Raw genomic sequence first — 23,723 nt, forward strand, 5'->3', positions numbered from 1 at the left:
GGAGACAGCCTCACGGGCGGACGCCGGCTCCCGGAACTCCTCGAGGAGACGCCGGACATGCCCGCGACGGTGCTGGCCGAACGGGTCGGGTGGACCGGCTCGATCCGCTGGTTCCGTGACAACGTCAACCGTCTCCGGGTCGATCACCGCCCGATCGACCCGGCCGACCGGCTCACCTGGACGGCCGGGGACGTGGCTCAGCGCGACCTGTGGTTCCCGCCTCGCAAGATCCTGCTCGAGGACGGCTCGCGCACCCTGCTGCCGGTGCTGGTCATGACGTGCGGGTACTCCCGGTTCACGCTCGGGCGGATGATCCCGACCCGCAAGACACCGGACCTGCTCCTGGGCACGTGGGAGCTGCTGGACCAGCTGGGTCGGGTACCTCGCCGGCTGATCTGGGACAACGAGCCCGGCATCGGACGCGGCAAGCTGACCGAGCCGGTCGCGGTGTTCGCCGGGACGCTGGCCACGAAGGTGGTGCTGCTACCACCGCGGGACCCCGAGTCCAAGGGTATCGTCGAGCGTCGCAACCGCTTCTTCGAGACCTCCTTCATGCCCGGGCGCCACTTCGCCTCTCCGGGCGACTTCAACGCCCAGTTCACCGACTGGCTGTCCACCGCGAACGCCCGGACGGTGCGCACGATCAAAGCCCGCCCGACCGAGCTGCTGGCAGCGGACAAGGAGGCGATGCTGGCGTTGCCGCCGGCGGTGCTGCACCTGGGCTGGCGCAACCACGTCCGCCTGGGCCGGGACTACTACGTGCGCGTCGACACCAACGACTACTCCGTGCACCCGCGCGCGATCGGGGCCCGGGTCGACGTTGCCGCCGACCTCGACGTCGTGCGGGTCCGTCACGGGGGTCAGCTGGTGGCTGAGCACCCGCGCCGCTGGGCCCGGAGCATGACGATCACCGACCCCGCCCACGTCACCGCCGCGGCCGGGCTGCGGCACGCCTACCAGCACCCCAGGTCCCGTCCCGAGGCCGACGACCTGGTCCGGGACCTGGCCGACTACGACAAGGCGTTCGGGATCGACGCCGGCGAGCTGGAGTCGCGATGAGCCGCAAGCCGACCTCCGCCGGCACCGAGTCGCTGAAGCAGATCACCCACCTGGCCGCGGCGTTGAAGGCGCCGCGGATCACCGAGTCCGCCGCCCGCCTGGCCGACCACGCCCGCGACACCGGATGGACCCACGAGGACTACCTGGCCGCAGTCCTGGAACGTGAGGTCGCCGCCCGCAACGCCTCCGGCGCCCGGTTGCGCACCCGCGCCGCCGGTGGCCAGACATGCATGAACTGCTCGACCGAGGCCTCCACGCACTCGACCGCCAGGTACCAGACCTCGCGCGGGATTCCGCCAGACCTCACCGAACCTCGCAACTGGCCGCCCGAGGCACGCGTCGAGCGGCAGGAACACGACGGCCTCAAGGGCATTCGCCGCGGTGCTGATCGTCACCACCGGACCAGCGCGCCGGGGCTTACCCCGCGCCAGTACCGCCGTCGTCTCTCGCGGGTCACGCTCCCGTCTCCTGACCGGTGTGCCTGCGCAGTTGCTCCGGGGCCAGGGTGCCCTCGGTGCCGATGCCGTAGTTCGGGCACAGCGCCACGGCGTACCCCGAGGTGGCGAGCAGCCGCTCCGCGGCGTCCAGCACGCCCAGCAGTTCGGGGGCACTGGTCAGCGAGAACATCGAGGCCCGACCCTGCGGCCGGGACACCACCAGGCCGCAGTCCCGCAGGCACGCCAGGTGCGCGCTCACCGTCGACTGCGCCAGCCCCAGGTGTTCCGTGAGGTCACGCACCCGGTGCTCGCCCAGGCTCAGGTGCTGCAGGATCGCCAACCGGGACGGGTCCGACAAACCGTGGAACAACGCAGCCGCCAGGGCCAACACCCCATCGCGCCCCGGACCTTCGCGGTCGCTCGGGACCTTCGTTGTCATCGACATACGTAGATGTTAATCCTCGCCACCCACGTTGCCTCGGTAGCCGGCCAACCTACAAGAGGGTGACCCAGTAGTCCCAGAAGCGGATGGCGATCAGCGCGGCGATGACCAGGACCCAGGCCACGACGATCGTGCTTGCGTAGCCGCCGACCCAGGGCGGCAGCGCTCCTGCGCGCGACCAGCGGGCCAGGACCGCGACCAGCGCGCTCACCGTCACCACCCAGACCACCATGCAGTACGGGCACAGCGCACCGATGCGGTACAGGCTCTGGAAGATGAGCCAGTGCACGAAAACCGTCCCCAGTCCTGTGCCGACCGTCAGGCCGATCCAGTACCAGGACGGCAGCCGTGCACCGGCCAGCAGGGTCACCGCGACCGTGACGAGCGCGGCGAACCCGGCCACGCCCATGACTGGGTTGGGGAACCCGAACACCTCCGCCTGGGCGGTGCTCATCACCGAACCGCAGCTGAGCAGGGGGCTGATGCTGCAGCTGGGCACGTAGGCCGGGTCGGCGACCAGCCGGAACTTCTCGACCAGCAGCACGAACGCCGCCGACAGGCCGACCGACCCGCACACCAGCAGCACCCACGCGACCGCCGGCATGGACGGTCCAGCCGGCGGCGGCGACGCCCCGCTGGCCGGGTGCGGCTCAGTCGTTGACGGCTGCATCGATCTGGGCGCGGAAGTCCTCCGCAGAGGTCAGCTGCATCGGCTCCCCGTCCAGGAAGAACGTCGGGGTGCCCTGCACGCCCAGCGCCATCCCGTCCTGGCGGTCCTGTTCCACCCGTTGCTGCGTGGCCGGGTCGGCGACCGCGGCGTCGTAGGCCTCTATGTCCAGCCCCAGCTCCTGGGCGAACTGGCGGAACAGCGGCGCCTTGGACTCCTGCTGCTCGCCCCACTCGGGCTGGGTCTGGTACATCCGCTCGTACATGTCCTCGAACCTGCCCTGCTGGGCCGCCGCCTCGACCGCGACAGCAGCGTTCATCGAGTTGGCATGCCCATCGATCGGGAAGTAGCGGACCACGAACGTCAACTCCCCGGCGTACTCCTTTCGCACCTGCTCCACCAACGGGTACGCCGCCAGGCACGCCTCGCACTCGAAGTCCAGGAACTCCACGAGCACCGGCGCCCCCTCACCGGCTTCGTCCAGGACATGACTGTCCTGCCGCACCACCGAGCTGCTCGCACCAGCAGCCTGCGCACCACCGGGCTCCGTCGACGGCTTGGTCACCACGACCGCGACACCCACCACCACGGCGAAGAGGACGAGCAACACTCCAGAGACAACCACGTTCCGCACGGACACTCCCACGAACAGACACCGACCAGGGGCACGGCCGAGGGTGCCTCCGGCACCCAGCCAAGGACCCTAGGCGGTAACCCTGACAAGGACCTGACCAGCACCGCCGAGCCGGCGGCGGCGGGCAGCACCGGAGCGGCGTGCTCGGTGGCGCGCTGCAGCATGTTGGCGATCTTGGTCACGCTGACCACGTCCAGGTCGAGTGAGCGTGAGCACGCGGCCTCCACCGGGTCGGCCCCGTAGCGGCGGACCAGCCCCAGGAGCCGGTACACCGCGCGCATCCGGGTCCAGGGCAGCGGCTCGTCCAGCAGCCGCTCGGCGTGGATGCCGATGCTCGGGCCGTGCGAGGCGCAGGTGGCGATCAGCGCGGTCAGGTCCCGTAGGGCATACCCGGCCCTGTGCTCGGGCAGGTCCGCCCGGTCCGTGGACCGCCGCCCGGGTGCCTGGCGGGGGTGGGTCTTGACCAGGCGCCCGCCGCCGGACCCGCTGGTGTAGAGCTTGACGAGCTCACGGTCGGCGCGAGCGTCCAGGTACTGGCCCAGGTGGGCCTCGGGCACCGAGTACAGCGCCCTGGCGACCTCGACGTGGTAGTCGCGGTGGACCTGACCCGGGTGAAGACCGGCTGGTCATACGGTTGCGGCACCGGCAGCAGCACCGGGGCCTCGACCCGGGTGAACACCTCCACCGGACGCGCCTGGATCGTGCCGTGGATCCGCATCCCGGCACGCACCGAGCACCACTGCTCGGCACGGGCCTGCGCGTCGACCAGGTCGCTGAAGTGCTCCCCGGCCCAGAAGTTGCCGCGCACGAACTGCACCGCCCGCTCGACCCTGGGTTTGTCCTTGGGCGAGCGGACCCTCGCGGGGTCGGTGACGAACCCGGCGTGCTGGGCGTAGTCCAGCCAGCCGGTGGACAGGCGCGGGTTGACCGCGTCGGCGTCGGTCACGACCGGCTTGAGGTTGTCCGGGACCAGGACCTTGAACACGCCACCGAAGAAGGCCCCACGCGGCCTCACAACCCGCGATGACCGCGGTCAGCGTCTGTGAGTAGGTCAACCAGACGAACATGTGCCGGGAGACCACCGCGGTGAAGATCAGCGCGTGCACCTTGCGGCGCCGCCCGTCGGCCGGGTCGACCAGGTAGCCCATGTGGCCGAAGTCGACCTGCAGCTCCACGCCCGGCTCGCCGTCGTCCACGCGGACCGTGGTCTCCCTGGCCCGGTAGCCGCACCGCTCGGTGGCGAACCGGTGCAGCGTCCGGTAGGCCACCACGACGCCCTGGCGGGCCAGGAGCTCCTAGATCTTGACGATCGACAGCGGCTTGGCGTCCTTGCCGTCCCTGGCCACCCAGGAGCGGATCTGCTCCTCGTGCGCGAGCAGCACCTCCCAGGAAGCACCGTGTCCGCCCGGGCGTGCCGGGCGCACCGCCGCGACGACAGCTCCGACGAGCGCGTCGTCGACCATGGCCCACCCGGCCGAGCGTTCCAGCCCCGCCTCCTGGGCGGCCTGCACGTACCGGCGCGCGGTCTTGCGGTCGACCCCGGCCCGCTCGGCGACGGTGCGCAACCCCGCACCCTCGAGCCAGCCGCGCAACACTTCTCTGACCTCGATCACACTGACCTCCCTGAATCCCATGCCCACTGGACCTCCACGCCGACGACGCTGACGAGGCGATCCAACGAACCCTCCGAGGCCCCACCAGGCAGGCGCGCCGGGTGGTCCCATGACTGGCAACCCAGGTGGTCCCATGAACCTGGCAGAAAACCGCTCAGAGCGGTCCCATGCTCATGGCAGGCGACACCTGGCCTTGGCGCTCAGGCAGACGGGCTCCCTGCTGGCGCCGGACTTCTACCAGACCATCGAGGTCCCTAGGTCTCGGACCGGCTTGCTGACCAGCAGCTCGTTGGCATGATGGCAGTCGGCATCGGCTATCTGACGGTCATCCTCCTCATGCTGATGGCAGTCCTGGACCGACACCCCCGCGGCGACCGTCCCTCCGGGGCCGGGTCACGGTCGTTGACTGGTGAATACGCGACACGTTTTGCGCGGGAGCCTGGCAGCAGGTCGGAGAAACGCAGGGCCAGGCGGTGACAGACCACGTGCGTCAGCTCGACGGAGTAAGCAGCCGCCGAGAATGCTGGCGAGAGGCTGGGAAGCCACCGTGCTCGCCGCCAGGCGTGGATGACCGGTCCCGGGGGCGGTCGGACTTCATGGCGGTGCCGGTCCAGCAGTCGCCGCACGACGGTAAGGCAGCCGAGGCCCTGCTGCTGCAGACAGAGGGCCGCACCGTCCACTTTGACCGGGGGTCAGACACGCATGCTGCCGGACGGCCTGGTCACCGGCCCAGCATGAGGATGACGGTCGGGGCGAGGTACGCCGCCGCCACGAGCACCATGACAAGCATCGTCAGGCATCCTGCCCAGGACCGACCGACCGGTCGATCCCCCTTCGGCGTCACCACCTGCCCGCCGTGGTCCGGACAGCGGAAGCCCGAAGCGCCAGTTCCGTCCCGTTCTCATTCATCTGTGGCCTGCTCTCCTGCGGGCACCACCCGGAGGAAGCGCAGCGTCCGCCGTGAGACCTTCGCTGCGTCGGCCGGCCCCAGGAGGAGCTCCTCCTCATCCTTACCGGACGATACCACCGCAAGTTTTGCCCGCGGAGTCGCATCGGGGCGAACGGTTCACCGGTCGGGTGCGTCGACCTGGGACGCGGGCTGGTTCGGCAGGCGACCCCGCCGGTCCACGGCCGTGCGAGCCTGACTCGCAGATCGTCCCGCCTTCAGCCGGTCAGTGGCGTGCGCTGGAGGTCGCACCGCGCGGAAGCGACATCGTCCCGCGCCGTGTACCGCTGGAGCGCAGCGTGTCGGCGGGTGGCACTTCCGCCCTCGGACGGGACCCAGTCCGGCGGCCTCCGGTGGCACAGCTGTGCGGTCTGGGCACGCTGCCTTCCGGGTGCCGCCGCCACCGTGCCCTTGGTCGGCGCGTACCGTCCTGGAAGGGCGCCACCCTGCCGTGCCGGCGGTCGGACGGGACCCAGTCCGGCGGCCTCCGGTGGCACAGCTGTGCGGTCTGGGCACGCTGCCTTCCGGGTGCCGCCGCCACCGTGCCCTTGGTCGGCGCGTACCGTCCTGGAAGGGTGCCACCCTGCCGTGCCGGCGGTCGTTGGGGCTGATGGCCACGCAGGGGCGCGGACTCTCACGGAGGCAAGCGGACTCACTTGAGAATCCCACCGGAGCAGTCGGCGCTAGGTCCGGTGAAGCCGGTCCTGTTGATGGCCCACAGCCATCCGCAGCAGGCCAAGGACCACGACGAGCGCGGCGGCGGGGACGACCCAGGGGCCGGTGCGGACGGTGAGCGTCTGCTCCGTGCGCAACGGCAGCTGCCCGACGAGGGTGGCCTGCGTGTACGGGACTGTGCGTTCGTGAACGACGCCGTCTGGGGTGATGAGGCCGGACACACCGACGTTGCTGACGTGCGCGATGGAGCGTCCGTACTCGACGGCGCGGACCCGGGAGATCGCCAGGTGCTGCGCGGACTGGTCGCCATCGCCGAACCAGGCGTTGCTGGTGGGGACCACGAGCAGCTGTGCCCCACCCTTGACCAGGTCGCGGACGGCGCGGTCGACGACGATCTCGAAGCAGATGGCCAGTCCCAGGTTGACCGGCCGGCCCGTGCCGAGCGGGACCGACATCACCCCAGGGCGGTCGCCGGCGCTGAGGTCATCGATCCGGTCGACCCATGGGCTGAGATGCCTCAGGAGCGGTCGCAGCGGCATAATCTCACCGAACGGCGCCAGGTAGACCTTGCGGTACGTCTGGTCCAGCCCGTATCGGGGCAGGTAGCTGAACACCATGTTGGAGGCAGAACCAACCTCGCCCTGTCGGGAGAGGCCGCCGAGCACCACCGGTGCCCCGACGGCCTCGGCCGCCGACATGATCCGGTCGCTGGTCGCTGACCGGACACGTGGGTCGAGGGGGTCCCGGTCGGTAGCGCCCTCAGGCCACACAACTAGGTCCGGAGGCGCAGTGTCGCCGTTGGCGACCCTGCCCGCCAAAGCCTTCGTGGCGTCGGCGTACCGATCCAGGATTACCCCCGGTTCTGCCGTCAGGGTCCGGGAGAAGCCTTCGGGAAGATCTCCCTGGACCGCAGCCACGGTCACGTTCTCCCCCGCCGTCGGACGTGGCACCAGAAGGGGAGCAGCCACGAGGACCACAGCACCCACCAGAGCAGCGGCGGCGCGCCCAACCTGCCTCCCGCCGGGCGCCAGGAACCGCTGCAGGGCCACAGCAAGAAGGCCCCCGATGAGAGCTATCAGGAGACCTAGGCCGGGGACGCCGACGAGGCTGACCGCGCCGAGCATCGGCGAGTCGGCCTGGCTGAAACCGAGCCGGGCCCACGGGAAGCCACCGAACGGGGTAACCGATCGTGCCCACTCCATCAACACCCACGCGGCCGCACCGAGGAGTGGGCGAATGTTGCCGGCGCGCTGCAGCAGTGCCAGCAGAGCACCGAGAGCAGCCGGATAAAGGGCCGAGACCACGCTCATGGCGAGCCACGCCGGCCCGCCGGCGTAGGTGCCGGCCCAGGTGAACATCGGCGTGAACCACGCCAACCCCAGCAGCAGACCGGACAGAGCACCCGCCCACCACGTCGCGCCAGCGGTGGCCAGCGCCAGACCGGCACAACCGACGACCGCCAGCCACCACACGTCATGCCCCGGGAACGCCAGCCACAGGCAGACACCGCCCATCAGCCCGAGCACCAGCCGGGCACCGAGCACCAGCCGGGCACCGAGCACCAGCGGGAACGTGCCGAGACCCGTCCGGACCGGACGGGCCAGCCTATGCATGCGCGGCATGCTCGCGGTCGGCGTGGCCGGGTGGTTCGAGCTGGAAGGTGGAGTGCTCGATGCTGACGTCGAAGTGGTCGGCCACGCAGTCCTGCAGACGGGCCAGCATCTCGGCGGCGTGACCGTCGGTGAAGCACTCCTGGTCCAGGACGACATGGGCGGACAGGACGGGCAGGCCGGTGGCGATGGTGGAGGCGTGCAGGTCGTGCACGTCCTGCACGTGCGGTACCGCCAGCACGTGTGCGCGGACGTCGGCCAGGTCCAGCCCCTTGGGGGTGGACTCCAGCAGGATATGGCCGGCCTCCCGCAGGATCGTGACGGCCCGCGGCACGATGAGCGCGGCGATGAGCATGCCGGCGATGGCGTCGATGCGGACCCACCCGGTGGTGGTGATGACGAGCGCACTGATGATGACGGCCACCGACCCCAGGGCATCGTTGACGACCTCCAGGAACGCGGCGCGCATGTTGAGGTTCGCGCCGCGTCCGGAGCTGAGGACCAGCATGGAAGCGATGTTGCCGACCAGGCCGACGATGCCGAAGACGAGCAGGCCGGTGGAGCTGACCTCGTGCGGCTCGTAGAGGCGGCGGACGCCCTCGACGAAGGCGTAGATCCCGACACCCAGGAGCACGGCCGCCTGCGCGCCGGCGGCGAGGACCTCGGCCCGGCGGAACCCCCAGGTCCGCTCGGGCGTCGGTGGCCGCAGCGCCAGCGACGCGGCGACCAGCGCCATGCCCAGCCCGGCAGCGTCGGTGAGCATGTGCCCGGCGTCCACCAGCAGGGCCAGGGAGCCGGTCCACACGGCTCCGACCACCTCGGCGACCAGGATGGTCGCGGTGATCGCGAACGCGACCGCCAGCCGGCCCCGGTGCGTGGTTACGGTCCCGTGGTCGTGACCTGCGCTCATACGTCAGCTCCTTGCATACCAGCCGAGTCCGCCTCGGGAGCCGGTGATCGCCGAGGTGTCAAGGATGTCGCGGCCGGTACGCACGCTCGGGTCGTTCGCCAGCCGGATTCTTGGCAGTCCACCATGACACCTTTCCGCCCAACAGCAGCTCGGGGCCCCCGCACAGTACGGTGGCTTCCTTCGCCACGAGGTCGAGGCGCACTCGCCAGCCGTGCGTCGGTCTTCCCCGCAGGGGCTGGCGGAGCGGCGCGGCACCGACGGGCGGCAGGCCCCCACCCGTACCCTACCGTCGCCTCCTCGCGGGTCACCCTCTGGTCTCCTGGCCGGCGTGGGGGCACGGTCAGCCCGTCCAGGAAGCTCGAGCGCACGTGAGCGCGCAGATCGAGGCCGGGCCCGTCGGCCGGGACACCACCAGCCCGCGGGCGCGGGTCAAGTCCCGGGTAGTGGTGTAGCGGTGTCCTTCGGGTCGTGGGGTGGTTTGTCAGGCGGTGAGGGCGGGTAGCTCGGTGGTCGTGGTGGTGTCCTCCTGGGGGGTGGGGATGAGGTGCATGCGGCAGCGGGCCAGGAGGTCCAAGCCCAGGTAGCGGCGGCCTTCGGCCCATTCGTCGGTTTGCTCGGCCAGGACGGCCCCGACGAGACGGACCACGGCCTGGCGGGTGGGGAAGATCCCGACACTGTCGGTGCGGCGGCGGATCTCACGGTTGAGGCGTTCGGCGGGGTTGTTCGACCAGATCTGGGACCACACGTCCTTCGGGAAAGTAGTGAACGCGAGGATGTCGGCCCGAGCGGCGTCCAGGTGGTCGTGGACCTCGGGAAGCTTGGTCTGGACGTAGTCCAGGAGCCGGTCGAACTGGGCGTCCACCGCGGCGGCGTCGGGCTGGTCGTACACGCTGTGCAGCATGGCCTTGACTGCTGGCCACATGCTCTTGGGAGTGACCGACATGAGGTTGGCTGCGTAGTGCGTGCGGCAGCGTTGCCAGGTCGCGCCGGGCAGGTTGGCCCGCAGCGCTTCGACCAGACCGGTGTGGGCGTCAGAGGTCACGAGCTGCACACCGGTCAGGCCGCGGGCGACGAGGTCGGCGAAGAACTCGTTCCACGCCGCCCCGGTCTCTCCGGTTGCTACGCGCAGGCCCAGGACTTCGCGGTGGCCATCGTTGTTCACCCCGGTGGCGATCAACACGACGGTGTTGATGACCCTGCCGCCTTCACGGACCTTCATGGTCAGGGCGTCGGCCGCGATGAAGGTCCACGGCCCGGTGGTGTCCAGGGGCCGGTGGCGGAACTCCTCGACGTGCTCGTCGAGTTCGGCGGCCATCCGCGAGACCTGGGACTTCGACAGGCCGTCGATACCGAGGGTCTTGACCAGCTTGTCCATGCGGCGGGTGGACACCCCGGCCAGATAGCAGTCGGCCACGACGGTGATCAGCGCGGTTTCGGCCCGCTTGCGGCGTTCCAACAGCCACTCGGGGAAGTAGGTCCCGGTGCGGAGCTTGGGAACGGCCACGTCGATCGTGCCCACCCGGGTGTCCAGGTCGCGGTGACGGTACCCGTTGCGCTGGGCGGTACGGGTCGTGCTGGGGCGGCCGTACTCGGCGCCGACCACCGCGTCGGCGTCTGCGGACAGCAGGGCGTTGATGGTCTGCTGCAGCAAGTGGCGCATCAGGTCCGGCGAGGCTTCGGCCAGGGCTTCGCTCAGCAGGCCGGCAGGGTCCACAATGTGAGGTGCGGTCATCGTGATGACTCCGTTCGAGGATTCTGTGGAAGGTTGACTCGAAGGATCACACGGTGACCGCACCCATGTCCGGGCACATCGTGGCCACCGCGCTACACCACTATGCGGGACTCAACTCATCGTGAGCCAGTGGGAGTGGGGCCAGGCCGACGGACCACCTGACGGTGGACACACTGGTGGCGGATCCCCCCCAAAGGCCGACTCACGTTGATCCGTTCCCACGCCGACTAGCCCGCTCTCGGCGAGAGAGCGAGCTGGCCGCAACCCCACGCACGCCGTGCACTGCGTCTGCGAGGGGCGGTACCTGCCGGTTCAGGCACCTGGAGTCATCTCCCGGGGGCGTCGATCGTTTTGGTCTCGCGGCTGAGGCCCTGTCCAGCGCCGCGTCGAGCACGGGCGGTCAGTCGATGGACCACCCCCGGGAACGCGGAGAGGCCCCTAGTGCGGGGTGGGGGACGCATAGATGGCCACGATGGGCCGGGCTCAACACCTCACACGGTGGAGCCGAACCGGCTAGACTGGGCCTCACGCCAGCACCTCAACTCTGCTGTCGTCAGACCCCCGGAGGTTGCCGCCTCGCGGGGGTCTTTCCTGCCCGCAGCCGGTCCAGTTATGGCCCAGTTATGGCAAACCGGGCGAAAACGAATCGGCCCCGGCCGCGGATTCCGCTGGCCAGAGCCGATTTCGTGTGGTCGGGGTGACAGGATTTGAACCTGCGACCTCCTCGTCCCGAACGAGGCGCGCTACCAAGCTGCGCCACACCCCGAAGGTCTGTGCCCCTTGCGAGGCAACCACGGCATGCTACATGACGTTGGGGGCCAGCTCCGAATCCTGCTCCAACCGGCACAGGTGAGCCCGGGAGGGCGGCACCACGAGGCCGGCCACGGTCAGGGCGATCCCGCCCCCGATGAGCCCTGCCGGCCAGACGCTGTCCATCGCGTCGGTCATCGTCTCCTGGCTGCCGTCGGCGAAGGTGCAGGTCAGCGTCACCGGGATGAGCTTGCGCTCCACGTGGACCGGCTCGGCCGTCTCCACGGACTCCCCGCGCTGGCTGGCGCAGGCCTCGTAGGCGTCCACCGGACCGAAGACGTTGATGATGAGGATGACCAGCCCGGCCAGCACCAGCAGCGGTGAGAGGGCGAGCACGAGGAAGCGGACCAGGGCCCGCCAGCGCGAGAGCACCTCCTCCGGTCGCGGCGGGGTGGCGAACTGGTGGGAGATCTTCACCTCCTCGGCGGGAGGTCCCGTCAGCCGGGTCGCACTCATGACCCGCCCCCGGGCCTGGCCACCACCCGGCGCCCCTCGAAGGCACGGCCGAGCGTCACCTCGTCGGCGTACTCGAGGTCGCCACCCACGGGCAGCCCGGACGCCAGCCGGCTCACCTTGATCTCCAGCACCTGCATCAGGCGCGAGAGGTAGGTGGCCGTCGCCTCGCCCTCCATGTTCGGGTCGGTGGCGATGATGACCTCGGTCACCTGACCGTCGCTGAGGCGCTGCATGAGCTGCGCGATGCGCAGGTCGTCCGGGCCGATGCCGTCCAGCGGGCTGATCGCCCCGCCGAGCACGTGGTAGCGCCCCCGGAACTCACGGGTCCGCTCGATGGCCTGCACGTCGCGTGGCTCCTCGACCACGCAGATGGCCGAGCCGTCGCGCTGGTCATCCAGGCAGATGCGGCACTCCTCGGCCTCGGCGACATTGCCGCAGGTCTCGCAGAAGCGCACCTTCTCCTTGACCACCTGCAGAGCCGTGGCCAGTCGCTGGACCTCGTCGACGTCCGCCGCCAGCACGTGGAACGCGATGCGCTGGGCGCTCTTGGGACCCACGCCGGGCAGCCGGTTGAGCTCGTCGATCAGGTCCTGGACCGCGCCTTCATACACGCGCCGCAGCCTATGCTTGGTCGGTGTGCTCCTCAATCACGGTTCCGCCGAGGATCTTCTCGATGGCGGCGGTCCCGACCACACCGACCGACTCGACCGTCTCGTCGTCCAGGTCGGGCGTGAAGTCCTCCGGCGTCGGCTCCTCGGGGTCCGGCGGCGGCTCCTCCGCGGCCTCCGGCCCGGATGCAGGGGCGTCACTCGGACGCTGGGCACGGGCCACCGGGGCGGTCGCCCAGTCCGGGGCACCCTCCTGGCGCTGACCCCACTCGGGGGAACCCACCGGCTCCGACTGGCGCGGCAGGCCGTCGGTGTCTCCTGGCCGACCGGACGACTCAGTGGCACCGGGGCCCGCGGGAGGAGCCTGCCCACCACCGGCGGACTGGCCGGCCGGCGGCGGGCCACCCGCACCCGGGGAGCCCGTCGACTGACCACCCGGGCCACCGGGACCACCCGGCGCGGGCCGCGTCGCCGGACCCGCCCCACCGGCCGGACCGCGCCCCCCGACGACGCACCGCACGCGGGGCATGAACCCGAGCGCCTCGTGGACCGCGGCACCGACGCGCTCCGCGTGGTCGCCGCGTCCGAAGCGCTCGGCGATCGGCTGCACCTCGGTGGCCAGCGTGAGCCCCTCGGCCGAGAGCTCCTGGACGTGCATGGACTGCGACACCATCGCCCAGGTGACGCGGCTGATGTTCTTGAGCCGGTCCAGGACGGCCGGCCACTCGTGGCGCACGGTCTCGACGGGGACCGGACCACCGCCGGACCCCGCGTCCGCCGTGGGCGTCACGTCCGGGGCGGGTGACGGGGCCGGGGCAGACGACGGGGCCGGCGCGGAGGGCCCGGGTGCCCCACCCTCGGACGGAGCGGCCTGCTCCGGGGCCCGGCCTGCCGAGTCGTCGTGATGTGCAACCTCGTCCCCCACCGAGTTGCCATTCTCGACGACCGAGGCGTCGGGGGCGGACGGCGACGACGGGTCAGGAGCGCCGTCGCGCCGGGGCTCGGCAGCGGCGGACTCGGGCGCGGGGGCCGCGGCGGGGGCAGGGCGAGCAGGCGCGGCCGGAGCCGGGGCCGCCGGCTGCTGCGCGGGCTGCACCGGCGCCGACCGGGGGGCCCCGGTCGGCTGGGGATCCGGCGACGCGGCCGGGGCGCCACCCTCCTCGCCGCGGAAGGCCATCCAGCGCTCCACCCGCTCGAGCCGCGCCGCGTAGCCGCCCTCGCCCGCGGCCCGGGGCAGCAGCAGCCGGGCCATGATGATCTCCAGCTGCAGCCGCGGCGAGGTGGCGCCGGTCATCTCCGCCAGCCCCCGGAAGAGCACGTCCGAGGCCCGCGAGAGCTCGGCGGCGCCCAGACCGCTGGCCTGCAGCCGGAGGCGCTCCAGCTGGTCGGCCGGGACGCCGGGCAGCACCGCCTCGGTGCCGGTGGGCACGGCGTCCACGAGGATCAGGTCGCGCATCCGCTCGGAGAGGTCCTCGATGAAGCGCCGCGGGTCCTGCCCGGACCCGACCACCCGCTCGACGGTCGTGAACAGCGACGCCCCGTCCCCCGCCGCGTAGGCGTCCACCACCCCGTCGAGCAGCTCGGCGTCCGTGAACCCGAGCAGCGCCGTGGTGCCGGCCAGCGTGATGCCGGTCTCCTCCGACCCCGCGATCAGCTGGTCGAGCACCGACATCGAGTCACGCACCGAGCCCCCGCCGGCGCGCACGACGTAGGACAGCCCCCCCGGCTCGACCTGGATGCCCTCGCGCTCGCACACCTGCCCCAGGTAGTCCTGCAGCACCGTCGGCGGCACGAGGCGGAAGGGATAGTGGTGCGTGCGCGACCGGATGGTGCCGATCACCTTCTCCGGCTCCGTCGTGGCGAAGATGAACAGGACGTGCTCCGGCGGCTCCTCCACGATCTTCAGCAACGCGTTGAAGCCCGCCGAGGTGACCATGTGCGCCTCGTCGATGATGTAGACCTTGTAGCGGGACTGCGCGGGCCCGAAGGATGCCTTCTCGCGCAGGTCGCGCGCGTCGTCCACGCCGCCGTGGCTGGCCGCGTCGATCTCGATGACGTCGACCGAGCCCGCACCGCCGCGGGACAGGTCCACGCACGAGGTGCACTCACCGCAGGGGGTGTCGGTGGGGCCCTGCTCGCAGTTGAGGCAGCGGGCCAGGATGCGGGCACTCGTCGTCTTGCCGCAGCCGCGCGGGCCGGAGAACAGGTAGGCGTGGTTCACCCGGCCGGTGCGCAGCGCCCGCTGCAGGGGGTCGGTGACGTGCTCCTGGCCGACCACCTCGGAGAAGGTCTGCGGGCGGTAGCGGCGGTACAAGGCGGTGCTCACGGGCACGACCCTAGCCGCGACGGGTGACAGCGGACGGGTCCCGGGTGAGGGTCGGACCTGCGGACACACGAGGACCTCCCACGCACCTGGAAGAGCCCTCCTACCCTTGCTGCATTCCTGCCCTGGGGGAGTTCGGAGAGGTACCACCGCGTGGGAGGCCGGGAGGAAGTCTACGTCACGACCAGCCGGTCGGACAGCGCCGCCCACAGGAGTCGTGGGACACACCCCCGCGTCCGAGGGGCCCGGGACGAGGCGCCCACAGGGGCGCCCTGCGTCGTCCCGCCACCAGGATTTCACTGCACCTTCACCCGGCATGTACACTCCGCGGCGGAGGATTCGCATAGCGGCCTAGTGCGCACGATTGGAAATCGTGTTGGGTTAATCACCCTCGGGGGTTCAAATCCCCCATCCTCCGCCGAGAGAGCGCCGCCCCACAGGTTCTTGTGGGGCGGCGCTCCTGCGTTCAGGCTCCACATCCCGGAGCCCCCGGTGTGAGACATTCGGACTCCCCACCTCCTGGCCACCCTCTCGGGGAAGGAACACCGTGCTGCACCCTCGCCTGGCAGCCCTCACCGCGGCAGCGCTCCTCGGCGCGACGACCCTCAGTGCCTGCGGCAGCCTCAGCACGGAGACCCGGTACCCGCAGGACCCCGTCGCGGGCCACTGCGACGAGTGGCCCGAGCTGGAGCCGGCCGATCGCAAGAAGGTGCAGGTCAGCATCCTCAACAACGGTGCGGGGGCGGGTGCCGCCGCCACGGCCGCCCGCGAGTTCGAGGCCCGCGGGTTCAAGGTGCTCACCACGGGCAACGAGTCCGACGACGCGCCCCAGGACTCCGCCGTCGTCCGCTACGGCGAGATGGGCCTCACCGCCGCCCGGACCGTCGCCGAGCACATCGAGGGTGCCCGGCTGATGCGGGACGACCGGCGCAACCCGACGGTCGACGTGGTGCTGGGCAAGGACTTCGAGAAGCTCGCCCGCCAGCCCGCCGCGGAGCCCTCGGCGGTCACGATGAACGTCTACAACACGACCTCCAAGGAGGGCGTCGCCGGGAAGGCGGCCAAGGCCATGCGCGACCGCGACTTCACGGTCAAGCAGGTGGGCAACGACCCGGAGCGCAAGTGGTACCCGAAGGAGACCGCCGTCATCCGCCACGGCGCGGCCAGCGAGCCGATGGCGCGCACCGTCGCCGCCCAGGTGCCGGGCGCCACCCTGCACGACGACGGCCGCACCGACCGGACCGTCGACCTGGTGCTGGGCGCGAAGTTCTCCGGGCCCACCAAGAAGTACACCAAGCCGAAGGCCGTGCCGAAGGTCGAGCAGGGCCCCCGGATCGACTGCGACTGACGGCCCGGGGCCGGGGAACGGCCACGCCGCCGAGTGGCGCACCCGGCCCGGTCGGCCCCCATCTGCCAGAGTTGGCCCGTGCACGCTGCCGAAGTCCAGGACCCGTACGACCCGAGCACCGGGTGGACGCGCCCTGCCCCCTCGCAGCAGAAGCCCCCCAAGCGGAAGCGCACGTGGGCGGACATCGCCTTCTGGGGGATCGTCGGCGTCCTCGTCGCCGCCGGCCTCTTCGGCCTGTCCCTGGTGCTGGGTCTGTGGCCGGAGCCCGAGACGACCGCCGGGAACTGCCAGACGGACCTGGACGCACCCCGCGTGTACGTCGCGGACGCCGGAGCGGGCGAGACGGCCGTGCAGCGGGTGAGCGAGCAGCTGCGCAACCGTGGTGCCGTCGTCCTCGGGTCCGCCGATGCCACCGAGAGCGAGAGCGGCGCCACGCGCATCCTCAGCGGCCCGGGCAGCCAACCGGCGGCCAATGCCCTGCACCAGTGGTTCCCTGACGCCCGGACCGTGAACGACAACCGGGACGGCTTCGTCGCCACCATCGCACTGGGCCCGAAGGGTGGGACGATCGGCTCCGACATGTCCGTGGGCCCCGCGACCGAGGCCTGCACCGGCTGACACCCCGGGAGACCCCATGCAGCTGTCCGAGTCCGTCACGGTCCACGCCCCCGCGCACGAGGTCTTCGAGCGCCTGCGTGATCTCGAGCACGCCACCGAGCGCATCAGCGGCATCGAGGGCGTCGAGGTGCTCGCCGGTCCCGCTCGCATAGAGGTGGGCACCCGCTGGCGCGAGACGCGGCGCATGTTCGGCCAGGAGGCCACCGAGGAGATGGAGGTCGTGGAGCTGGTCCCCGACAGCCACTACACGACCGAGGCCGTCCACGAGGGCATACGCTACCTGAGCGGCTTCCGCGTCGCGCCCGTGGCCACCGGCTGGGGCGAGGCGACGCGCGTGACCATGGACTTCTCCGCCGAGGCCCTGACGCGACGCGCGTGCCTGGCCTCCCTGCTGATGCGCCCGATGGCGCGGATGGTGGCCGCGCAGTGCCGGGCGGACCTGCTGGACGTCAAGGCCTCCTTCGAGCACTGAGGCCGACCGCTCCCCCCCCTGAACGCGGAGGAGGGCGACCCCGTTCCCACGGGATCGCCCTCTTGCCACATCTGGCGGTGACGGTGGGATTTGAACCCACGAATGGCGTCAACCATTACTCGCTTTCGAGGCGAGCTCCTTCGGCCGCTCGGACACGTCACCGCGCGGAAGCGTACTAGACACGACGCTTCACGAAAAACTCACCCAGGGTTCGCCGGCAGTCCGCCTCCCGGACACCTCCCCTCGTCTCGGCGCGGTGGAGCGCCGCAGGGTCGCGCAGGACGTCCCAGACGGACCCGCACGCACCGGCCTTCTCGTCCCACGCACCGAAGACCACCAGCGGGACGCGCGCCTGCCCGATGGCCCCCGCGCACATCAGGCAGGGCTCGAGCGTGACGACCAGGGCGCAGTCGTCCAACCGCCAGCGCCCGAGGCGCGCGGCGGCCTCGCGCAGGGCCACCACCTCCGCGTGGGCGACGGGGTCCCCCTGCGCCTCCCGCTGGTTCCACCCGCGCCCCAGTGGCTCCCCGTCGGGTCCGACCACGACGGCCCCGACGGGCACGTCGTCGGTGGCCAGCGAGCGGTGCGCGAGGTCCAGGGACCACTGAACCCACAGCTCCTGGGTGGCCCGGTCTGGGTTGTGGACGGCACTCATTGACGTAAGTTTTCCCCATGCGCGTCCACGTCGCCGACCACCCGCTGATCGCCCACAAGCTCACCCTCCTGCGGGACCAGACCACGGACTCTCCCACCTTCCGCCGGCTGGCCGACGAGCTCGTGACCCTGCTGGCCTACGAGGCCACCCGCGAGGTCCGCACCCAGCCGTGCGAGGTGAACACCCCCGTCGCCCGGACCGAGGGGGTCGAGTTGCTCACCCCGAAGCCGCTCGTGGTGCCCATCCTCCGCGCGGGGCTCGGCATGCTCGACGGGATGGTGCGGCTCATGCCCACCGCCGAGGTCGGCTTCCTCGGCATGGTGCGCAACGAGGAGACGCTGGAGGCGCACACCTACGCCAACCGCCTGCCGTCCGACCTCGACCGTCGCCAGTGCTACGTCGTCGACCCGATGCTGGCCACCGGCGGCACCCTCGTGGACGCCATCCGCTACCTGGTGGACCTGGGCGCCGACGACATCACCGCCATCGTGCTGATCGCCGCCCCCGAGGGCATCGAGGTGCTCGAGAGCGAGCTGGGCGACCACGACATCCCGATCACGCTGGTGACCGGCGCGATCGACGAGGGCCTGGACGAGAACGGCTTCATCGTCCCGGGCCTCGGTGACGCCGGCGACCGCCTCTACGGCGTGGCCTGAGCCGACCTGTCCCTCCCCGAGAGCACCCGATGACCGACCGACCCGACGTCGACCTGGACCTGGTCGACCGCTATCTGGTGGCCGGTGAGCGGGTCGTCATCGCGGTGCGGCACCACTGGATCACGGTCGCCGAGCCCATCGCCTCGGCCGTCCTCGGCCTGGCACTGGTCATCTGGGTCGGCATCGTCGTGCCGGACGAGCTCGTCGCGCTCGCGGACCTGCTGTGGTGGGTCTGGTTCGTCGTCCTGGGCCGCACGCTCTTCCTGCTGTGGCAGTGGCGGCGCACATGGTTCGTCGGCACCGACCGCCGTCTGCTGCTCACCTACGGCGTGCTGGTGCGGCGCGTGGCGATGATGCCGCTGTCGAAGGTGACCGACATGAACTACGGCCGCTCGCTGCTGGGGCGGATCCTGGGCTACGGCACCTTCACGATGGAGTCGGCCGGGCAGAAGCAGGCCCTCTCCGAGGTCGACCACGTCCCGGATCCCGACCGGCACTACCGCGCGATGGTGGCCGAGATCTTCAAGGGGCCCGGCGGGGAGTCCCCACCGATGCGGGACGAGCTGCCCGAGGACGCCCCGCAGTGGGACGACGAGGTCGGGGACCCGCAGGACTGGGACGACGACTGGGACGCCGCCGACGAGTGGGACGACCACGAGGCCCGGGACGACGAGGGTCACGGGGGCCACTGGGACGACCACGACGTGCGCGACGAGATCTGGGACGAGGAGTCCGACGACCGCCGCTGGTCCTAGAATCACGGGCCGGGCCGCCGCGCCCGTCCGACCACCACGTCCTGCCGAGGAGTCCCATGGCCGTCCGTCCCATCACAGTCATCGGCCACAAGGCGCTGCACCAGCCCACCAAGAAGGTGCAGGAGGTGAACGACGAGATACGGACCCTGGTGGACGACATGTTCGACACCATGGAGGCGGCCGAGGGCGTTGGCCTGGCGGCCAACCAGGTGGGCGTCCGCTGGCGGATCTTCGTCTACGACTGCTCCACCGACCCCGAGGCCGGTGACGACGCCCGCGGCGTGGTGATCAACCCCGTCCTGGAGAAGCACCACGTCTCCCCGCTCGGGGCCGACCCCGAGCAGGACCACGAGGGCTGCCTGTCGGTGCCCGGCGAGAGCTTCCCGACGGCCCGCTCGAGCTGGGCGCGCGTGACCGGCACCGACCTCGAGGGCAACGAGGTCGTGGTCGAGGGGACCGGCCTGCTGGGGCGGTGCCTGCAGCACGAGACCGACCACCTGGACGGCCACCTCTACGTCGAGCGGCTCTCCCCGGAGGACAAGCGCCGTGCGCGCGAGGCGGTCAAGGAGCGCGGCTGGCAGGCCCGCGGGGTGCTGAGGTGGGACCCGACCACCCAGAGCGCCGAGAAGGTCTGACCGGCCGCTCGCCCGGGACTCACTGTTCCAGCAGGTCCCACAGGAGCTGATCGGCACGGGCCTGGCTATCCTGCGCGCTGGCGAGGTCGCCGCCGGCCTGCTGCGCCTTCGCCAGCATCTTCCACCCGCTGTAGAGCTCCGGGTTGCGGTCGATGTGCTCCCGGGCCGCGACCTCCGCGAGGTCGGGACGCCCGGAGGCCAGGAGCGCCTCGTACTGGGCCGTGCGGGACAGGTGGTCGTCCTGCCCCATGGCGAGCGCACGGGTGGCCGTGCGCAGCCCCTGCTGCGGGTCCCCGGCCTGCACCTCGGACCGCGCCAGGTGGGCCAGGCAGGTCTGGTCCGGCCCGATGCGGGGACACAGCTCGGCCAGTGCGTCACGGTGCGGCCCCGGATCGGCCCCTGCTGCGGGGCTCCACTCCGATCGACCGGCGGCCGCGGTGGCCAGCGCCTCGGCCAGTCGCACCCGGGGGTTGGGATCCCACGGGGCCGCGACGCGCGCCCGTTGGAAACCCTGGGCGCTCCGGTGCGACTCGTCGTCCAGCGTCCGCTGTGCCTGGAAGTGCGCGTTCCACACGGCGGTGGTGCCGATCACGGCCAGACCGCTCACGACGACGGCCGCAGCGGCCACCCCTCGGCGGATCCGCCACCGCAGACCCGGGCGGAGACCCCCGACGGGCCGCCCCAGGGGCAGCCCCCGGCACTCCCCCTCCTGACGGGAACGCATCTGCTCGGCGACCGCCAGCCCACCACCGACGAGGGCCGCACCGGGCACGACGAACACGGGCTCGGTGTAGGCGAACATCAGAGCCGCCGCCACACCCACGCCGACCGTGAGACCAGCCCCCGGCCAGGCGACGCGGGCGTCGCGCTGGTCCGGGGTCCATGGACGCAGCGCGCACCGCAGGAGCACCAGGCCCGTGGTCACGGCCAGTGCGGTGACGGCGAGCAGCCCGACCACACCGAGAGTCGCCGCGGTCTGCAGCACCACGTTGTGCACGGCGTCGATCTTGGCCCCCGGAGCCGGAGCGGTCTCGGCCTGCCAGGCGGGCCCGTACCCGTCCTCGACCGCCGAGACCCACCGCGAGGGACCCACCCCGAGGAGCGGTCGGTCCGCGATGAGTTCCAGGGTCCGGCGCCACATCATGAGCCGCACGGTGACGTTGGTCCCCGAGCCCTCCTGCTCCAGGAAGATGCGTTCCCGCGTCATCGGCAGCAGGAGCACGGAGGCGATTCCCACCACCACCAGGCCCACCGGCACGATCACCCGACGCACGCCCTCGGTGCGCACCAGCACGGCCACGGAGAGCAGCGAGCCCACCACCAGGCCCAGCATCGCCCCGCGAGAGGCACCCAGGACGACGAGCAGGCCACCGGCAGCGGCGCCGCCGAGCGCCACCTTCGAACGCTCCCGCCACGCCACCCACCCGAGCCAGGCACTCAGCACGAGCCCCCAGATGCCGACCGTCGAGGCGTTGCCCAGAGCAGTCGTCACACGCACCGTCTCCCCTGCGAAGGTGTCCCGCAGGGCCATCGAGACGAGCACCCAACCGGAGGCCGTGGCCGACCACACCGCCGCGGTGCGCCCCTCCTGACGGGCCAGCAGCAATGCTCCGACCGGAAGTGCCGCCAGGTAGGCGCCGATCATCAGCAGCCCCTCGTCCCGGGGGAACCTCCCCACCACGGACATCCACGAGTTGCTCGACGCCACGGTGGCCAGCAGCGACGCCAACGCCACGGCCCCCATCGACCACCAGACGGGGCGCGGGAGCCGCGGGTCCTCCCGCTCCACCCACCACAGTCCGGTCGAGGACGCGAGGACCAGGGCGATGACCACGCGCCGCACCGGTTCACGGATGTCGAGGGCCCCCGGCGTCGAGACCAGCGGCAGCACGGCGAACAGGAGGACGACCCCGAGGAGACGCAGCGCCGAGGCGACGCGGGCATCACGGGTCAGGGTCATGGGAGGGCTCCGGGACGAGAAGGTGGGATCGTCGACAGGCTAGCCAGCACCGCTGGGAGTTCCCTCACCGTGAACGGCACTGTGACGGGCCTGACAGACTCCCTCCTCGTGTGGTGGCTGCTGCTGGGAACGGTCGGCTTCGGGGCGCTGTCCGCTCTCGTCCCGGGCGTCCCCATCGAGCTGTGGCTGGGAGGGGTGGGCGCGCTCACGGACAGCGTGGGCGTGTGGACCGTGGCCTTTGCCGCCGCCCTCGGGCACGCCCTGGGCAAGCTCCCCTGGTACGCGCTGGGCCGCTGGAGCATCGGCTGGCCGTGGATGCGCCGACAGCTGGAGAAGCCCGGCGTCGGGGAGCGCTACGACCGGCTGGTCGCCTGGTGCGAGCGCCACCCCGGGTGGGGCCAGGCCACCATGTTCGCCTCCAGCGTGGTCGGCCTGCCGCCCCTGGCCGTCTTCATCGTGGTCGCCGGGCAGCTGCGCCTCTCCACGGTCGGCTGCGTCGTCTCCATGACGCTGGGACGCACCCTGCGGTTCGCCGGGATCCTCGGGGCCTTCACCTGGGCGGTGGACCTGCTGCCCTGAGCGCCCCTGCCCACCACTCCAGCCGGCGAGTTGGCGATCACGCCCAGGGTCCTCTATAGTTGTCCCTCGTCCCGATGAGACACGTTCGTGGCTGATCGAGATGGGCGCCCGTAGCTCAACGGATAGAGCATCTGACTACGGATCAGAAGGTTTGGGGTTCGAATCCCTACGGGCGCGCTCTGTGTTGAGACAGAACGAGGAAGGCCCCCACCATCGGTGGGGGCCTTCCTCGCGTTCGGACGGCTCGAGTCAGCCCTCCTGCTTGTCCATCTTCTTCCAGTAGGCCTCCCAGTCCGGCCCCCACTCCTTCTGGGAGTCCACGAGCGCGTCCGCGAGACCACCCGCCAGGGGGCCGGCCTTGCGGGCACCCTCCGGCATGTCCTCGGGGGCGTGGAGCAGCACGTCGGCCACGAGCTCGGTCTTGGCCTCCATGTCGCACAGGTAGCCACTGGCGCTCTCGATGACGTCATCCTCCGCATCGACCTTCACGCCCTTGTCACCGAAGGGCTCCATGTCCTCCGGGCGGCGGTCGGTCTGGCAGTCCGAGTACCCCTTCTTCACGTCCCACCTGTGGGAGATCGTGACCTTGGACATCCACTCGGAAGTGAGATCTCCGTCGAACTCGCACTGGACCTCGGAACTGTTCGTGATCCAGATGCCGTCCGCCGTGGCCGGCTCGGGGACCATGTAGGCGACGTAGTCCAGCGCCTCCTCCGGCAGGTCCAGGCAGAACTGCCCCGCCCCCGAGCTCTGCGCGGCCTTCGCCTTCTTCATCCACTCCTCGTCGGCGGCACCCGCCACGGCCTCGGCAACGCCCCCGGCGCTGTCACCGGAGTCGCCCTCCGAACCACCGGAGTCGCCCTCCGCATCTCCCTCGGCACCATCACCCGAGCCCTCGGCGGCCTCCTCCTGCGAGGACGAGTCACCCTGGGAGCCCTCCCCCGCCGGCTCATCACCCCCACACGCAGCCAGGGTCAACGGGGCGACCAGAGCCAACGCCGCCAGGCGCGACGAACGACGGGACACCAGGGCACGGGACATGAGGGCTCCTCTCCGCGGGAGAACGCGGAAATCGTGTGTGCGAGAGAAAACGTGGCAAAGTTAACAGTCACCCGAAAGAGGG

21 protein-coding genes, 4 tRNA genes, 1 other RNA gene and 2 pseudogenes are annotated in these 23,723 nt (G+C 71.2%); 11 read left to right on the top strand and 17 right to left on the bottom strand.

What is annotated here, in order from left to right; genetic code table 11:
* The first annotated feature begins 57 nt into the window (after positions 1-57).
* Together ACY8FT_RS09370 and ACY8FT_RS09375 are read left to right on the top strand one after the other, a co-directional pair.
* The gene (locus ACY8FT_RS09370; protein WP_015780456.1) at positions 58-1,059 is read left to right on the top strand and encodes a Mu transposase domain-containing protein; all 1,002 of its coding nucleotides are present in this window, start codon (positions 58-60) and stop codon (positions 1,057-1,059) included.
* Positions 1,056-1,277, top strand: a pseudogene (locus ACY8FT_RS09375) (IS21-like element helper ATPase IstB); the annotation flags it as partial. The gene ACY8FT_RS09370 and the pseudogene ACY8FT_RS09375, both read left to right, overlap by 4 nt.
* A gap of 235 nt (positions 1,278-1,512) precedes the next feature.
* On the opposite strand, the gene ACY8FT_RS09380 reads toward ACY8FT_RS09375, so the two are convergent.
* The 13 genes and pseudogenes from ACY8FT_RS09380 to ffs all read right to left on the bottom strand — a co-directional run bounded on the left by ACY8FT_RS09380 (position 1,513) and on the right by ffs (position 15,088).
* Positions 1,513-1,941, bottom strand: coding sequence for an ArsR/SmtB family transcription factor (locus tag ACY8FT_RS09380; RefSeq protein WP_462418650.1), 429 nt, complete (start codon positions 1,939-1,941; stop codon positions 1,513-1,515).
* A 49-nt stretch (positions 1,942-1,990) separates the two neighbouring features.
* On the bottom strand, positions 1,991-2,542 hold the full coding sequence (locus ACY8FT_RS09385; protein WP_015780466.1) for a vitamin K epoxide reductase family protein: 552 nt from the start codon (positions 2,540-2,542) through the stop codon (positions 1,991-1,993).
* A gap of 46 nt (positions 2,543-2,588) precedes the next feature.
* Complete coding sequence (locus tag ACY8FT_RS09390) at positions 2,589-3,239, bottom strand: DsbA family protein (RefSeq protein WP_041290966.1); 651 nt, start codon at positions 3,237-3,239, stop codon at positions 2,589-2,591.
* Positions 3,167-3,835: pseudogene (locus ACY8FT_RS09395) on the bottom strand (Mu transposase domain-containing protein); the annotation flags it as partial. The pseudogene ACY8FT_RS09395 and the gene ACY8FT_RS09390, both read right to left, overlap by 73 nt.
* Positions 3,836-4,534: 699 nt before the next feature.
* Entirely contained in the window at positions 4,535-4,852 is a 318-nt protein-coding gene (locus ACY8FT_RS09400; protein WP_462418651.1) for a hypothetical protein, read from the bottom strand.
* Between the two features lie 1,629 nt (positions 4,853-6,481).
* Positions 6,482-8,035: an apolipoprotein N-acyltransferase gene (gene lnt, locus ACY8FT_RS09405; RefSeq protein ID WP_462418652.1), complete on the bottom strand. Its 1,554-nt coding sequence runs from the start codon at positions 8,033-8,035 to the stop codon at positions 6,482-6,484.
* A 43-nt stretch (positions 8,036-8,078) separates the two neighbouring features.
* On the bottom strand, positions 8,079-8,993 hold the full coding sequence (locus tag ACY8FT_RS09410) for a cation diffusion facilitator family transporter (protein ID WP_015780470.1): 915 nt from the start codon (positions 8,991-8,993) through the stop codon (positions 8,079-8,081).
* A gap of 481 nt (positions 8,994-9,474) precedes the next feature.
* Entirely contained in the window at positions 9,475-10,725 is a 1,251-nt protein-coding gene (locus tag ACY8FT_RS09415) for an IS256 family transposase (RefSeq protein ID WP_462417884.1), read from the bottom strand.
* Between the two features lie 689 nt (positions 10,726-11,414).
* Positions 11,415-11,491, bottom strand: a tRNA-Pro gene (locus ACY8FT_RS09420).
* A gap of 35 nt (positions 11,492-11,526) precedes the next feature.
* Positions 11,527-11,991 (bottom strand): hypothetical protein, encoded by a 465-nt coding sequence (locus tag ACY8FT_RS09425; RefSeq protein ID WP_462418653.1) that lies wholly within the window; start codon positions 11,989-11,991, stop codon positions 11,527-11,529.
* On the bottom strand, positions 11,988-12,602 hold the full coding sequence (gene recR, locus ACY8FT_RS09430; RefSeq protein ID WP_462418654.1) for a recombination mediator RecR: 615 nt from the start codon (positions 12,600-12,602) through the stop codon (positions 11,988-11,990). Before recR ends, ACY8FT_RS09425 begins: the two co-directional genes overlap by 4 nt.
* 10 nt (positions 12,603-12,612) lie before the next feature.
* Positions 12,613-14,925, bottom strand: coding sequence for a DNA polymerase III subunit gamma and tau (locus ACY8FT_RS09435; protein WP_462418655.1), 2,313 nt, complete (start codon positions 14,923-14,925; stop codon positions 12,613-12,615).
* Between the two features lie 66 nt (positions 14,926-14,991).
* Positions 14,992-15,088, bottom strand: an RNA gene (ffs, locus tag ACY8FT_RS09440) — signal recognition particle sRNA small type.
* Between the two features lie 166 nt (positions 15,089-15,254).
* Between ffs and ACY8FT_RS09445 the strand changes: the two genes are divergently transcribed.
* The 4 genes from ACY8FT_RS09445 (at position 15,255) to ACY8FT_RS09460 (ending at position 17,360) form a co-directional block, all read left to right on the top strand.
* A tRNA-Ser gene (locus tag ACY8FT_RS09445) sits at positions 15,255-15,340 on the top strand.
* 129 nt (positions 15,341-15,469) lie between these two features.
* Positions 15,470-16,270, top strand: coding sequence for a LytR C-terminal domain-containing protein (locus tag ACY8FT_RS09450; RefSeq protein WP_462418656.1), 801 nt, complete (start codon positions 15,470-15,472; stop codon positions 16,268-16,270).
* Positions 16,271-16,348: 78 nt separating this feature from the next.
* A complete protein-coding gene (locus ACY8FT_RS09455; protein ID WP_462418657.1) occupies positions 16,349-16,888 on the top strand; it encodes a LytR C-terminal domain-containing protein in 540 nt (179 codons plus the stop codon).
* 16 nt (positions 16,889-16,904) lie between these two features.
* Positions 16,905-17,360: an SRPBCC family protein gene (locus tag ACY8FT_RS09460; RefSeq protein WP_462418658.1), complete on the top strand. Its 456-nt coding sequence runs from the start codon at positions 16,905-16,907 to the stop codon at positions 17,358-17,360.
* A 72-nt stretch (positions 17,361-17,432) separates the two neighbouring features.
* On the opposite strand, the gene ACY8FT_RS09465 is transcribed toward ACY8FT_RS09460, so the two are convergent.
* Together ACY8FT_RS09465 and ACY8FT_RS09470 are read right to left on the bottom strand one after the other, a co-directional pair.
* A tRNA-Ser gene (locus ACY8FT_RS09465) sits at positions 17,433-17,522 on the bottom strand.
* A gap of 13 nt (positions 17,523-17,535) precedes the next feature.
* On the bottom strand, positions 17,536-18,015 hold the full coding sequence (locus ACY8FT_RS09470) for a nucleoside deaminase (protein ID WP_462418659.1): 480 nt from the start codon (positions 18,013-18,015) through the stop codon (positions 17,536-17,538).
* Between the two features lie 17 nt (positions 18,016-18,032).
* Between ACY8FT_RS09470 and upp the strand changes: the two genes are divergently transcribed.
* Genes upp through def form a run of 3 tightly spaced genes read left to right on the top strand, consistent with a single transcriptional unit; the run spans position 18,033 to position 20,061 of the window.
* Positions 18,033-18,671 carry a uracil phosphoribosyltransferase gene (upp, locus tag ACY8FT_RS09475; RefSeq protein ID WP_462418660.1) on the top strand — a complete coding sequence of 213 codons (639 nt, stop codon included), beginning with the start codon at positions 18,033-18,035 and terminating at the stop codon, positions 18,669-18,671.
* Positions 18,672-18,700: 29 nt separating this feature from the next.
* A complete protein-coding gene (locus ACY8FT_RS09480; RefSeq protein ID WP_462418661.1) occupies positions 18,701-19,426 on the top strand; it encodes a PH domain-containing protein in 726 nt (241 codons plus the stop codon).
* A 56-nt stretch (positions 19,427-19,482) separates the two neighbouring features.
* A complete protein-coding gene (gene def, locus ACY8FT_RS09485; protein ID WP_462418662.1) occupies positions 19,483-20,061 on the top strand; it encodes a peptide deformylase in 579 nt (192 codons plus the stop codon).
* 19 nt (positions 20,062-20,080) lie between these two features.
* On the opposite strand, the gene ACY8FT_RS09490 is transcribed toward def, so the two are convergent.
* The gene (locus ACY8FT_RS09490; RefSeq protein ID WP_462418663.1) at positions 20,081-22,021 is read right to left on the bottom strand and encodes an O-antigen ligase family protein; all 1,941 of its coding nucleotides are present in this window, start codon (positions 22,019-22,021) and stop codon (positions 20,081-20,083) included.
* An 81-nt stretch (positions 22,022-22,102) separates the two neighbouring features.
* On the opposite strand from ACY8FT_RS09490, the gene ACY8FT_RS09495 reads away from it, so the two are divergent.
* The gene (locus ACY8FT_RS09495) at positions 22,103-22,600 is read left to right on the top strand and encodes a hypothetical protein (protein WP_462418664.1); all 498 of its coding nucleotides are present in this window, start codon (positions 22,103-22,105) and stop codon (positions 22,598-22,600) included.
* 104 nt (positions 22,601-22,704) lie between these two features.
* Positions 22,705-22,777, top strand: a tRNA-Arg gene (locus tag ACY8FT_RS09500).
* A 72-nt stretch (positions 22,778-22,849) separates the two neighbouring features.
* Here ACY8FT_RS09500 and ACY8FT_RS09505 read toward each other — a convergent pair.
* Positions 22,850-23,641: a hypothetical protein gene (locus ACY8FT_RS09505; RefSeq protein WP_462418665.1), complete on the bottom strand. Its 792-nt coding sequence runs from the start codon at positions 23,639-23,641 to the stop codon at positions 22,850-22,852.
* Positions 23,642-23,723: the final 82 nt, after the last annotated feature.

This window comes from Kytococcus sp. Marseille-QA3725, assembly GCF_054950055.1.

Bases quoted from the DNA above. Each gene is read 5' to 3' on its own strand.
- ACY8FT_RS09410 (WP_015780470.1), bottom strand. From the start codon at position 8,993: ATGAGCGCAGGTCACGACCACGGGACCGTAACCACGCACCGGGGCCGG.
- ACY8FT_RS09380 (WP_462418650.1), bottom strand. From the start codon at position 1,941: ATGTCGATGACAACGAAGGTCCCGAGCGACCGCGAAGGTCCGGGGCGC.
- ACY8FT_RS09505 (WP_462418665.1), bottom strand. From the start codon at position 23,641: ATGTCCCGTGCCCTGGTGTCCCGTCGTTCGTCGCGCCTGGCGGCGTTG.
- ACY8FT_RS09425 (WP_462418653.1), bottom strand. From the start codon at position 11,991: ATGAGTGCGACCCGGCTGACGGGACCTCCCGCCGAGGAGGTGAAGATC.
- ACY8FT_RS09370 (WP_015780456.1), top strand. From the start codon at position 58: ATGCCCGCGACGGTGCTGGCCGAACGGGTCGGGTGGACCGGCTCGATC.
- ACY8FT_RS09470 (WP_462418659.1), bottom strand. From the start codon at position 18,015: ATGAGTGCCGTCCACAACCCAGACCGGGCCACCCAGGAGCTGTGGGTT.
- ACY8FT_RS09460 (WP_462418658.1), top strand. From the start codon at position 16,905: ATGCAGCTGTCCGAGTCCGTCACGGTCCACGCCCCCGCGCACGAGGTC.
- upp (WP_462418660.1), top strand. From the start codon at position 18,033: ATGCGCGTCCACGTCGCCGACCACCCGCTGATCGCCCACAAGCTCACC.
- def (WP_462418662.1), top strand. From the start codon at position 19,483: ATGGCCGTCCGTCCCATCACAGTCATCGGCCACAAGGCGCTGCACCAG.
- ACY8FT_RS09385 (WP_015780466.1), bottom strand. From the start codon at position 2,542: ATGCCGGCGGTCGCGTGGGTGCTGCTGGTGTGCGGGTCGGTCGGCCTG.
- ACY8FT_RS09480 (WP_462418661.1), top strand. From the start codon at position 18,701: ATGACCGACCGACCCGACGTCGACCTGGACCTGGTCGACCGCTATCTG.
- ACY8FT_RS09490 (WP_462418663.1), bottom strand. From the start codon at position 22,021: ATGACCCTGACCCGTGATGCCCGCGTCGCCTCGGCGCTGCGTCTCCTC.
- ACY8FT_RS09415 (WP_462417884.1), bottom strand. From the start codon at position 10,725: ATGACCGCACCTCACATTGTGGACCCTGCCGGCCTGCTGAGCGAAGCC.